Origin of the sequence: Bacteroides caecimuris, from assembly GCF_001688725.2 — a bacterium.
Classification (GTDB): Bacteria; Bacteroidota; Bacteroidia; order Bacteroidales; family Bacteroidaceae; genus Bacteroides; species Bacteroides caecimuris.
Window position 1 is genome coordinate 25,934 of record NZ_CP015401.2, and the last position, 12,555, is coordinate 38,488.

The window sequence follows — 12,555 nt, forward strand, 5'->3', positions numbered from 1 at the left end:
GTTAACAATAATTAATCAAGGATTTTTATGCGGATGTTACGATACCATACGTCATCACCATGATCTTGAAAGCCAATGAATCCTTCTCTGTTGTCACCACCACAGTTATTTAATAATTGAAATGCTAAAGGACGTTCTTGCTCGCTAAACTTACTGGATTGCAGTAAATCTGTCCATTCTCGTGTCCATAGATGATATTCAAGAACGTTCTCATCGTTTTGGCTATGAACAACCGTACCTTTGTATACCATAATTTTTGCTTTATTCCATTCTCCGGCAGGTTTGGCATTTTGTGGAATAGCAGGGATCAAGTCATATAAAGAAGCTGATTGCCGATTATTGCTTTTGCCTAATTGAGCATCTGGGTGAACTGCATTATCTAATATCTGGTATTCAGGTGCAGACATAAAAAGCATTTCTAATCGATCGTTTCCATCTTTGTCTTTAGATGTGACTTCTTGTCCTAAGTAGAAAATTCCGGAATTACCGCCTTTGGATATTTTCCATTCTAATTCCAGTTCAAAGTTTTTAAATTTATGTGCGAAGATTAGGTCACCACCGTCACTATTTTGAGCTTCTCCAATACCACTCCCATTGAATTTAATACTACCGTCTTCGATGGTCCATTTAGATGGAACTTGTTCTTTACCATATCCACGCCAACCTTTGAACGTTTCTCCGTCAAAAAGGGTGATATAGCCATCTTTGTCAATGGGAAATTGTATACTGTCAATCTCAGAAGCTTTTAATGATTTGGAACACGATAAAGTTATGAAGTTAGATGAGGTGTCATCTTGTGATACTGCAACTTTCTTATTGCCGTTGCAAGATACCAAAACTCCGGCTATAAGACTATAAATTAGTGGATAAAATTGATTTCTCATGATTCTAAATTAATGTTTAATAGTTAATTATTGGGCATATCCGGTAACTTCCATCCATCTCGGTAAGTATGCTTGATTAATTCCTGAGCAAATGCTTGAGCATTTATTGGGTCTGTCCATTGTTTATTGAAGGTTGGATGCCCATCTTTAATCGTAAAGCCATCTTTGATGACTGTTTGGATGGTAGCATTAGGGGCTATGTTTGTGAATTTCATGTTGAGACCATCCCATAACAATTCTTGATTTAGTGATTGAAGTCTGATAGCAAGTACTCCCATTACTACCATCTCATTGAAAGGTCCTGCTTCTTTGAAGGGAGAAGTAGTCTGAATACGGCTTGAGGCATTTTCCTTGCAGGCACGTACAAAGTCCATTTCATGAGTTTCTTTAACTTCACGTAATACTGGTGGACATTTAGGATCTCTACCGGAGAGTAACCAAGGTTTTCTTCCGTAGCATCCGCAGATCAATGTGTCTTTTGTTCCGTGGAAAATGACACCTCCACCATCTACATTCAAATTTTTGTTTTGAGGGAAACCTTTTGGACGCATTGGTTTCATGCCGCCATCATACCAATAAACTTCCACTTCTGGCATTGCAACTTTCGGCATATTATCGCGAGCTGGGAATGTGAATTTAACCATTTGAGCATTGGGAGCACAATCTGTCATAAGCAATGTCGAACTACCTTGTACTTTAGTAGGATATCCTAATTTTAATCCTTTAAATACCGGATGAAGAACATGACATGCCATATCACCTAATGCACCTGTACCAAAATCCCACCAACCTCGCCAGTTCCAAGGAGTATAAATAGGATTATAATCACGGTACTGAGCAGGACCGAGGAACAAATCCCAATTTAATGTCTTGGGTACTCTTTCTGCCTTGTCTGGTCGACTAAGTCCTTGGGGCCAGATAGGACGATCAGTAAATGCTTCTACTTTAGTGATTTCACCAATTTCTCCGTTCCATATCCATTCGCAGATCTTGCGGACACCAGCTCCTGAAGCGCCTTGGTTTCCCATTTGGGTAGCAATATTATATTTATCTGCGAGTTTGGTTAATAGGCGTGATTCATATACGGTGTGTGTTAATGGCTTCTCACAATATATATGTTTTCCCATTGTGATGGCTTCTGCCGCAATAAGAGCATGGGTATGGTCAGGGGTTGCTATCATTACAGCGTCCGCTGATTTGCCCAATTCATCAAACATTTTGCGATAATCATAATAACGTTTTGCTTTAGGGTATTCATCAAATACATGTCCGCTATATTTCCAGTCTACATCACAAAGCCCAATAATATTTTGGCTGGACATGCTGCGGATTGCACTAGCACCACGTCCACCAATTCCAATGCCAAGGATGTTTAACTTATCACTGGGTGAGATATGGCCATGGCTCATACCTAGAATTGAATTAGGAGCTATTGTGATACCGGCTAATGCGGCAGCTCCAGTTTTTAGGAATTTTCTTCTTGAAAAATCTGACATAACCTGTTGGTTGAATTAAATTAGAGAATATTTTATCTGCCCAATCGGACGATGATTAACGAAATTGACATATTGCATGAACGTCATTGCAGCGATTTTGCCTGCCATTCGGGTGAAAAGACCGCAGGATTGCTTTGCGTAGTTTCGTATCATCATAAGATTGTCGTTGAGCTGAGAGAATATCGTTTCGATACGTTTACGGAACCTCTTGTATGCCCATGTGGGCGGACGCCAGTTTTTCTGATTAAGCCGATATGGAACTTCAAGAGTGATATTTGCTGCCTCAAAGAGATTCTTCTGAATCTCAGCACTGAGATAGCCTTTGTCTCCAAGCATCATGCAATCATGATATTCCCAGCGTACGTCCTTGAGATAATGAAGGTCATGGACGCTTGCGGCAGTCATGTCAAAAGAATGGATAACACCACGTATTCCGCAGACTGCATGGAGCTTATATCCATAGTAATGCAAGCCTTGCGAAGCGCAGTATCCCCAGTCAGGAGCCGCATCGGGATTGTCTTGTCCCATGGTGCATCGTTTCGCCCGTGCGTTCTGGCATACCTTTACAGGTTTGGAATCAATGCAGAACACATCTTCGGATCCATCAATGGCTCCGGCTACATCCTTGCGGATTTCTTCTGCAAGTCGTGCCGTAAACTTACGTCGGGCATTGAACTGTCTCCGACTGATCAGGTTTGGAAAATCCTCCTTACACTCATTATGCAATCGATGAAAAAGAAGATTCTCGCTGTCGAATCCGAAGGCTTCGGCGGTTATGCCGAGAGCAATTACTTCGAGGTCCGAGAACTTGGGGATAACACCACATCTTGGGACGTTTCCGAGTTCATTAACACGATTTCCAGCGAAATCCTTGCATATTTTGAGGATTCTGACGAAATTTGCTATGAAGTTGCGCATAAGCAGTGTAATAGTACTTAGTAGTTTGGTCACCACTAATTTACTAATAATCTGTGAATTGTGCAACTTTTTCATTTGTAAATATTTAAAACTTTAATTCAACCAACGAGTTGACATAGTATTATTGTATTTATTTAATAAGATTATACCTATGGCTCTGTAGTAGTCCGTATCCATTTTTCAGGTGTTTCCTTCGTTCACGGATTTCTTCAAGAGTTTGTAGCTCACCAATTGCCGGAAGAACATGCTGGTGGGCATCTTTCAGAAAGAGCCATGCATTCTCTGAGGCAATAGCGGAATCTCGTATGAATGGTAGTCGGGGATTACGTTTTCCTGTTTTGATGGAATCAGCAAATAATTTGCATAATACATCTATGTTCTTACCGCCAAATGGTCTTTCTAAGTGTAGTGTTTCGTGAACTCCGTGAAGATCAACTACAGCAGTTTGGAAATCATGCGTCATGCGTACAATTCCCTTTGTACCAATAATATCAACATAGGAATTGTGTGTCTGGTTTTTTGATAATTGGCCATATACAAACCCCTGTGTAATATCAAATACTATTCCGTTCTGAAAGGTCCCATGACATTGTATCCACCAAGGTTCTTTATAGTTCCACATGTTGACTCCTTGTGCATGCCAGGTTTTGTATTCACTGTTAGCATACCATCGGGCAATATCTACATAATGCATTCCGCAATCGTGGAATGCCGGACCTTCATATTCGTGGCCTTCACCAGGAACAAGTCCGGGAGTCATATGGCAAATACGAAGAATTGCTAATTCTCCGATTTTACCTTGTTCAATAAACTGTTTGATAGTCTGGTGATACCAAGAATTGCGTAGATATAAATTGACAGTGGAGAAGCGATCATACTTTTCTGTGAGATTTACTACTTCCCATTCTTTATCAATGGTATCAGACACTGGTTTCTCTGATATGATATGTTTTCCACTTTGAATAGCTTGCTCGATTTGTCTTTTTCGAGAGTCAGCGAGTGCAAAGAGACCTACTACCTGTACATTCTTATCTGCGAAGACAATACGTTCATCTGTGATGGTTTTGGATTCGGGTGATAATAATTTGGCAAGTTCTAGAGCATCTGTATTTACATCACAGATGTATACAATGTCCCATTGACCGCTTTTTTGCATTTCTTTTAGATAAAACTGTCCCATGCGCCCAAAACCTATCAGACCAACTTTTATTTTCATGACCAATTATAATATTTACAGGAATATAGATAAACAATTCCAATTTTAGGAAATCAAAAGTCGATAAGCTTTTGGGGCAATATCGACTTTTGATTGAAACAATGATTATAGATTATACTTCGTTAATTCATATGCTATAATACCATGGTCAGTAGTTAACATGTAAACTTGTATAGAGTTACCGTCAGCACTATGACCGATAGCTATGTCGCCTGTTGAGTTTGGATTTTCACCGATTGCATTATAGAATGAAGTCATTCCGGTTAGAGAACTGTTATTCCCATTGGGTCCAGTTGGTCCGAATGCTGGGTCATAATTGTCCAAGCGTGAATCCATTATTTGTGCGTCTGCCATTGCCGTCGTAGTCATAGAAGTTATATTTCCTATGCAAAGGCGACAATATTGAGGTTTGGAAATTGTGTTGGAATTTTGGACAGCCACTAGTTTTACACCATTAAATTCGGTATATGCTGTACCAATCAGACTACCACCCCACCAATTACCTTTAGGATCAAATATTATCTGACTTCCTTCTTTGGGAGTATAGATCACATTCTTTCGGGCATTGTTGGAGCTCATAATATAATCACATTCGTCTTCTGTTGTCATAGGAATAGGTTTACTTTGCAGGTACCAGCTATAGAGACCTTTGGCTGAGCCATGTACGGAGATAACTTTTCCATCTTCTGTTTTTACCCGAAGAACCCGGTTCATTACATTATTTGCTAATGACATTAATATGGCAGTTCCGTTTGTAATGTCTCCTTTTATAGATACGGTACGTCCCATATCCCACGTTCCTGTAGTTGCAACACTAGCATTGGTACTACGGAACTGAGCAAAAACATCACTAGTGAGAATATCTTCGGACATAATTTTTGTTGGTGGATTGGTAATGCCGTTTTTCCAAACATAAATCTCGAATAACTGATTTTTGCTCCATGGGTTATTAGCTGCACAGAAAGTTATGGCTACCATGTGGTTGGCATCGTCTTGTGTGATTGCATGGATAAGTCCGGTAGGCAATCCTGTCGTATTAACTTGTATATCTTTCAGATGTTCACCGCTATAACGGTTTAGGACTACAAAGTCTAAGGTTGTACTACTTACTATCAAATAATTGTTAACTATGGCTAGACTACGGTTATTTGTAGGAACGAAACCTCTAGGATCAGCAGGGGTTGTTTGGAATCCGAATAATAAGGATTTATAGCCGATTCTTCCTGGAGCAACGAAAGAAGGAGTTTGGATTTCGACAGTATACTTCTGCTTGGTAACTCCATCTTGTGCGATAACATAGATGTCTGCCATTTGGCTTAAATCAATATTACCTTCTGAGTCCATAGCTGTTGATTCAATAGTAGCCCATGGTGAGGAAAATAGTTGTGCCGAACGTATAGCAGCATCAATGGAGGAAGATGTTTTATAAATAACGATAATCCCATTTTCACCTTCGTTTTCAGGCGATTTGATTGTGATCAATGGATTTGGTATATCCGGTAACACTATTTTAGTAATGAGCGCTGATTTTGATTTTGCATAAATCGCTTTGAAAGTGTAAGGGATTTTTATTCCATCTTCTTTGATTAATGTAGATTGGAAGCCTGCAACCAAATCATGAATGCCAGAGATTTCAGGCTCGAATCTTGCACCTGTGGGCATGTTTGCAGTAACTTTCATTTGAGTCAAGTCTCCTTGAATTTTTTCAGTATCCGAGATATAATAAGGGACCTGTACTGTGATAGTACCATTTGCTTCATCGACAATAGCATCATATTGCTTGTCTGCATCGGATATTAGAGATCCTTTGACAGAAAGAATATTAATGTTTTCACTATCGCTTCTTACCAAATCATCTGGCTCTTGACATGCAGTAATGAGAAGGATTGAAGCTAATAAACCGTGAAATAAATATTTCATTTTCATAATTCTTCTTTTTAAATAATATTATTTCCACAAATCATTTTGTTCGCAAAGAATGTTAGTTTGCAACTCGCTAAAAGGAATAGGGAAGATAGTATATCTTTCCGGGAACAAACGATCTTGTGTGTCACATTCTACTTTTTCATAAACGAAATCATTACCTTTTTTCTCTATCTTGATACCATGCAGACGTTTTTGGTTAAGCGTTTGTACGGCAATCCCCCAACGGATCAAGTCAAAATAACGATGACCTTCCAGACCTAATTCACAAATACGTTCTTTGGCTAAATCAGTTAGGTAGTCACTCCAATTATTTTTTTGTTCTAATTGGGGTAATCCTACGCGGTCACGGATTGTTTTTAAATCAGCATATGCTTTTTCAAATTCATTTTGGCGGGCATATGCTTCTGAACGGATCAGATATATTTCTGCCAATCGCATTTCTATCCAATATTGGCCGCTTAAGACATTAGTAAAGTTGTATTCAGGGTCATTACTCATGAATTTGCGAAAGATATAGCCCGTAGTTGATCTATGAACATTGTCTTGTCCAGCTGTGGAGAAGTCCATATATCCGTCATCACCGTCAACATATAGCTGTAGAGTGCGTCCTTTCCATGAAGCCCCGTTATATAAAATAGAAGCGTAAAAGCGAGGCTCGCGATTATCAAAAGGTTTGTTTCCATAAACGTTAAGCTTATCCCAGTCAAAAGCTTGATACACACCATTAACTTTAATGTCAAAAGATGATGCATATTCATCTGAAGGAGTAGCTGCAGCTCCGTTATTAGCTCCACCCGTCCATGGCTTAGAGTCAAATGGCGGACAAAAATATGTATCAAAATTATGTTGTTTCTTATTTTGTCCTTTTTCGTAATATACGGGCAATATTAGTTCTTTGTTATTGACTGATGTGAAGATCTTATAATAGCTTTCATAACTCGTGCCGGGAAGTAATGTATAGTCTAGTTTTAATACTTCTTCACACGCTTCAATTGCTTTATCCCAGCGTTTCGCATACAAGGCTGCACGTGCTTGCATGCCATAAGCTGCTCCTTTAGTTAAACGTCCGGCGTCACTATTTGCCCATGATTCAGGTAAATCATTAGCGGCTTTTTTGTATTCTTCCAATATGAAATCCCAGCATTCGGTTTCCGATGAACGAGCTTTTGCTCTTTCTTCTGGGCCGTCTATATACTCCTCAGATGTGCGTAGAATTACGCCTCCATGTCGAATAACCAATTCTTGATAAGCAAAAGCACGCATGAAACGGACCTCTGCAGTACGTGCAGCTACTTCTTCCGGATTTAATCCGTTCCCATATTTTTTTAAGTCATAAAAATATTCATTCAACTGGCGGATACGAGTATACATATCATTCCAGTTAGAACGGAAATTGCCTTGAGGAGTTACGAAGTTGCTTTGATAGAAGAAACGATTCATTTTACCTCCATCTACTCCATACCATGAATATTTGATCAAATCACTAGCTCCGTCATCCATCAAACAGTTCGCATCTACGTATAATTGTGAGTTTACGTAGAATATGCTATAAAAACCTTTTACATATAAGTCTAGATTTTTGATAGAATTAAAAGCGGTAGTTTCACTGTAATTTCCAGTAGGATCAATATCCAATACGTCGCATGACTGGCATAAACATAAAGCTGTAGCCATACCTAATATGTATTTTTTTATATTTTTCATATGAATAGTCTGTTTAGAATGAAACATCAACACCTACACTGAAAGTACGTTGTTGTGGGTAATAGCCGGTAATTACATTGGCACTTTCAGGATCTAGGTATTTAAATTCTGTAAAAGTTAGTAGGTTCTGACCGCTTGCATATATTCTGAGGCTACCGACACCAAGTTTACTCATCCATTGTTTAGGGAATGTGTATCCTAGCACAACATTTTTCAAACGTAGGTATGCGCCATTTCTTTTCCAGTAGTCTGAAATCTGGGCGTTATTGGTTCCAGGACTTATTGATAGCCGTGGATATTCTGCATTAATGTTGTCAGGTCTCCAACTGTTTTCTACTAAATAAAGTGGAGCATTGTCTACTCCTGCGTAGAAAGGCTTGGTTAAAGGAGTTTGGTCTGTAACACCGTTTAGATTATACCAGTTTTGTTGCAGCATTTTGTCGCAAAGGGCAGCTCCCTGTAGTTGAATAGATAAGTCGAATCCTTTATAATTGGCATCGGCCATTAGGGCAAACATCAGTTCAGGACGTGAATTACGTGCAATCTTCACTTGGTCTTGTGAATTAATCTGGCCATCTCCATTGATGTCCATATAGCGGATATCACCTAAGCGTGGTTTAGTTCCAATAGGTTTGGGAGCATTATCTAGTTCCTCTTGAGTTTGATATAACCCCATCGATTTCAACCCCCATACATCTCCTATTGAACTCCCCAAGGTGCTTTGCCAAGGTAATGTACCGTCAGCTTGTCTTTTGCTTAATATACGGTTATGTGCATATGTTAAATTCCCGGTTAAGCTATAGTTAAAATCACCAATTTGATTGCGGTGTTTTAGTATTAATTCGAAACCTTTGTTGTCGAAAGTTCCGTCATTCATTCGGGTGGGTACATGACCTCCTAGAGATGCCGGATAGATGGAAGTAATGTTTTGGAGAATATCATAAGTATATTTATAGAATACATCAAATTCTACCCCTAATAAACCATTCCAGGCATTCATTTCAAATCCAAGATTGATTGTACGGCATTTTTCCCATGTTAGATCGGTCATTGGATAAGCCACTTTATTGGATAATGTACCTTGTGAAGATGGGCTGGTTCCGAAAGCTACATTGTTGCCGTTTAGTTCATATAGTTTACGATACAAGAAAGGATCTACATTATCATTTCCTAATATTCCGACTGAACCTCTAAGCTTAAAGTAATCGATTTTAGGGAGTAAGTCTTTGAAGAAGTCTTCTTCAGAGGCAACCCATCCTAAAGAGACGGAAGGAAAGAATCCCCATCGTTGACCTTCAGCGAAAAGGTAGGAACCATCGTAGCGGAAAGAAGCTTCTACTAGATATTTGTTGTCATAGGCATAATTTAAACGTCCCACGTATCCAGCATATGCAGATTTACCAGATGACCCGTTAATGATAGCTGTTGCGGCATCACCGAAGTTTAATTCAGGAAGGTCAAATATATCAAAATCCTTGCGGCTTCCTGATAGTGAACTTGAGTTTTCTTTCTTTTGTTCGTAAAGAAATAATGCTCCTATATCATGCAAACCAATTTTGTTGTTATAAGAAATAGAAGGACGTAGCATTACCTTTTGTCTCTTGTTATTCCCTACATACATATTTCCTTCTGGTGAAAGATTTGCGCTTTTTACCAGTGAATATCCATTCCCTTTGTTGGCGTTGTTTTTATCTGCCGGAGTGAATGCCATTAAATCATAGGCATAAGTAAATGTTTTGCCATCTCCATCATAATAGTCCCAACTTGCAAACATACTTGCTTTTAGACCTTTTAAGAAGGGGAATGAGTATTCTATTTTGGCAGATGTTTCCAGTCGGATATTACGTGCTTTTTCAAATCCTGAGTTAGCTGATCCATATACAGCGTTGGCTGCACTACCGGATTGACGGTAACCGGAGGTGGGATACCCATTATATTCTTGAGGAACATAAGGTAGTGAATATAACATTAAATGGAAGAGATTGTAACCTTTTTGGTTTTCATAAGTATATCCTCCTGGTCGATAGTAATCTTGTATATTGCCAGCAATATTTAACTGAACATTGAGGTTTCTATTGATTTCTGTTGTGATATTGGACCGGAAGTTACCACGTTGATTTTTATGGTCTTTGATGATACCATTGTGGCGTAGGAATCCACCACTGATAAAGTATTTAGTTTTATCTGTACCTCCACTGACAGAAAGGTTATGTTGATGCATCATAGTAGTTTTGTATATGGGCGATGTCCAGTCTGTATTTTCATATCCGTCTGTCGGGTCCCCATTGTAGGTTGCTGCAATCTCTTCATCAGTGAAAAATCCTTCACCAGGTTCCAAGCCATTTGCTATATTGTCTAGTTGACGTGCTAAGTTGTAGTATTGCATGTATTGTGTACCATTCATCATTTTAGGGAGGTTAGTCGCATGGTTGAAAGTAACACTGCCTCGATAAGTGATTACAGGCTTACCTTCTGTTCCCTGTTTGGTTGTAATTAATATAACTCCATTGGCTCCTTTCATACCGTACACAGCACAAGACGAAGCATCTTTTAAAATAGTAACAGATTCTATATCTGACGCATCTATGCGTGCCATTTCACGTTCTACTCCATCAACTAATACTAATGGGGTACTAGTACCGTTGTAAGATGAATAACCTCGTACTAAGAAAGATACATCATCAGCTCCAGGCTGCCCGGTAGATTGTTGGCTTACTAAACCTGGTAATTTCCCGACCAAGGCTTGTGAAATATTACTTGCTGTGGTTTTTAATATTTCCTTTGAGGAAGCGGAAGCGACAGAACCTGTCAAGTGGACTTTCTTTTGAGTTCCATAGCCTACTACAACAACTTCATTCAAACTTGATACATCTTCTGACAAGCTGACATTGATGGTTGTTTGTCCTTGTGTTTTAACTTCGTGTTTGGCCATACCAATGTATGAGAAGATTAATGTACCTGTGGAAGGTACATTGATAGAGTATCTACCGTCAATATCGGTAGTGGTACCTGTGGTCGTACCTTTGACAACGACGCTGACTCCTGGCAACGGATCACCGGTCACGTCTGTGACGACTCCCCTAACCATGTTCTGGGCATAGCCATTTGTGGCATACGCAAAAAGCATCGACAATGAGAATAGTATGATTCTGATTGTTCGGAAACTACTTTTTTGCTTAAAGCATTGTTCTATCATAAGATAAAATTTAATTGGTTAATAAAAAAGTTTTTGGGTATTAGATTTATTGTAATTCTTCTAGTACTTTCCAGCATTGATATAAGCCCCTGGGGACATGGAAACAGCCTTTCCATTTGCCTCCTTTAAGTGGCAGAAGTACTTCTCCCTGGCGGTTTAAGTAACCGAACCATTCAGGATATTGAGCATCTTTGAAGTGCGTCCATACATACTCATGTATTTTCTCGAACCACTCCATACATTGTTTGTCACCTGTCAATTGGTAACCTTTTAGTAGGGAAATAAGTGTTTCAATGTGTACCCACCAAAGTTTTTGGTCCCATTCCAGTTGTTGGGGAGGGCAACCTTTGCGGTCCATGAAATAGTAGATGCCACCATATTCTTTGTCCCATCCGTAGTTAATCATCGTCAAGGTTACATTTTTTGCCTTCTCGATTAGATCAGGGCGATTCAGGCGTTTTCCTAAATCCATGATAAACCACATCGCTTCGATGTCGTGTCCGGGAGTCACTTGCCGTCCTTCAAAACAGTCTACGAGATTGCCGTCCACTCCTATATTTTCAACAATAATTCCTCCGAGCTCTGGGCGATAGAATACTTCCATCACTTCGTGAATACAAGTCTCTATTGTTTTTTCCAGATACTCTTTGTCCAACAAGTGTTCTATTTCAAGTGCCAGATTACAAAGGATCATCGGGAGGGCGAAATTTTTCAGATTACGTGTGCCCGGATGGATTTTGTTCCATTTACCTTTCGGATTATCTGCCTTTGAGAGAATAATATCGAACGTTTTCTTTGCAATGTCAGCATATTCCTGATTGCCTGTAGCCAGGCTGAGTTGCCCGAAAGCCATTGTAGCAAATGTATAGGAAAAGATGTTGTATGGTTCTACCAGAGGATTACCTGCCCGATCCAAAGAAAAATACCAATGATAGTTTCCATCATGTCCGTATTTCTTTAGAAATTCACCGCCTTGAATAGCGCAATCCAGCCATTCCTGTTTTTTCTCAACTTTATTGTAAAGCATTGAGAATAACCAAACTTCGCGTCCTTGTAGCCAAATAAATTTATCTGTATCGAATACGTTGCCTTCACGATCCAGACAAGTGAAATAACCACCGAATTCGTGATCCTGAGAATGGTCTAACCAGAATGGAAGAACATTATTCAGTAGTTCGTCTTTGTATTGGTTTGCTAATTTTTTAAAATCCATAA

The 12,555-nt window shown here is 39.3% G+C and carries 8 protein-coding genes; all 8 read right to left on the reverse strand.

What is annotated here, in order from left to right; genetic code table 11:
- Window positions 1-11 precede the first annotated feature (11 nt).
- The 8 genes from A4V03_RS00095 to A4V03_RS00130 all read right to left on the reverse strand — a co-directional run bounded on the left by A4V03_RS00095 (window position 12) and on the right by A4V03_RS00130 (window position 12,553).
- On the reverse strand, window positions 12-884 hold the full coding sequence (locus tag A4V03_RS00095) for a 3-keto-disaccharide hydrolase (RefSeq protein ID WP_065537473.1): 873 nt from the start codon (window positions 882-884) through the stop codon (window positions 12-14).
- A gap of 23 nt (window positions 885-907) precedes the next feature.
- Complete coding sequence (locus tag A4V03_RS00100; RefSeq protein ID WP_065537474.1) at window positions 908-2,380, reverse strand: Gfo/Idh/MocA family protein; 1,473 nt, start codon at window positions 2,378-2,380, stop codon at window positions 908-910.
- 15 nt (window positions 2,381-2,395) lie between these two features.
- On the reverse strand, window positions 2,396-3,373 hold the full coding sequence (locus A4V03_RS00105; RefSeq protein ID WP_065537475.1) for an IS982 family transposase: 978 nt from the start codon (window positions 3,371-3,373) through the stop codon (window positions 2,396-2,398).
- A 55-nt stretch (window positions 3,374-3,428) separates the two neighbouring features.
- Complete coding sequence (locus A4V03_RS00110) at window positions 3,429-4,514, reverse strand: Gfo/Idh/MocA family protein (protein ID WP_065537476.1); 1,086 nt, start codon at window positions 4,512-4,514, stop codon at window positions 3,429-3,431.
- A 105-nt stretch (window positions 4,515-4,619) separates the two neighbouring features.
- The gene (locus A4V03_RS00115) at window positions 4,620-6,440 is read right to left on the reverse strand and encodes a DUF5018 domain-containing protein (RefSeq protein WP_065537477.1); all 1,821 of its coding nucleotides are present in this window, start codon (window positions 6,438-6,440) and stop codon (window positions 4,620-4,622) included.
- A gap of 21 nt (window positions 6,441-6,461) precedes the next feature.
- A complete protein-coding gene (locus A4V03_RS00120; protein ID WP_065540208.1) occupies window positions 6,462-8,144 on the reverse strand; it encodes a RagB/SusD family nutrient uptake outer membrane protein in 1,683 nt (560 codons plus the stop codon).
- A 13-nt stretch (window positions 8,145-8,157) separates the two neighbouring features.
- Window positions 8,158-11,340: a SusC/RagA family TonB-linked outer membrane protein gene (locus A4V03_RS00125; RefSeq protein ID WP_065537478.1), complete on the reverse strand. Its 3,183-nt coding sequence runs from the start codon at window positions 11,338-11,340 to the stop codon at window positions 8,158-8,160.
- Window positions 11,341-11,386: 46 nt separating this feature from the next.
- The gene (locus A4V03_RS00130) at window positions 11,387-12,553 is read right to left on the reverse strand and encodes a n-acyl-d-glucosamine 2-epimerase (protein WP_055220617.1); all 1,167 of its coding nucleotides are present in this window, start codon (window positions 12,551-12,553) and stop codon (window positions 11,387-11,389) included.
- Window positions 12,554-12,555 lie beyond the last annotated feature (2 nt).

Coding starts and splice junctions, on each gene's coding strand:
- A4V03_RS00105 (WP_065537475.1), bottom strand. CDS start 3,373: ATGAAAAAGTTGCACAATTCACAGATTATTAGTAAATTAGTGGTGACC.
- A4V03_RS00100 (WP_065537474.1), bottom strand. CDS start 2,380: ATGTCAGATTTTTCAAGAAGAAAATTCCTAAAAACTGGAGCTGCCGCA.
- A4V03_RS00125 (WP_065537478.1), bottom strand. CDS start 11,340: ATGATAGAACAATGCTTTAAGCAAAAAAGTAGTTTCCGAACAATCAGA.
- A4V03_RS00110 (WP_065537476.1), bottom strand. CDS start 4,514: ATGAAAATAAAAGTTGGTCTGATAGGTTTTGGGCGCATGGGACAGTTT.
- A4V03_RS00115 (WP_065537477.1), bottom strand. CDS start 6,440: ATGAAAATGAAATATTTATTTCACGGTTTATTAGCTTCAATCCTTCTC.
- A4V03_RS00120 (WP_065540208.1), bottom strand. CDS start 8,144: ATGAAAAATATAAAAAAATACATATTAGGTATGGCTACAGCTTTATGT.
- A4V03_RS00130 (WP_055220617.1), bottom strand. CDS start 12,553: ATGGATTTTAAAAAATTAGCAAACCAATACAAAGACGAACTACTGAAT.
- A4V03_RS00095 (WP_065537473.1), bottom strand. CDS start 884: ATGAGAAATCAATTTTATCCACTAATTTATAGTCTTATAGCCGGAGTT.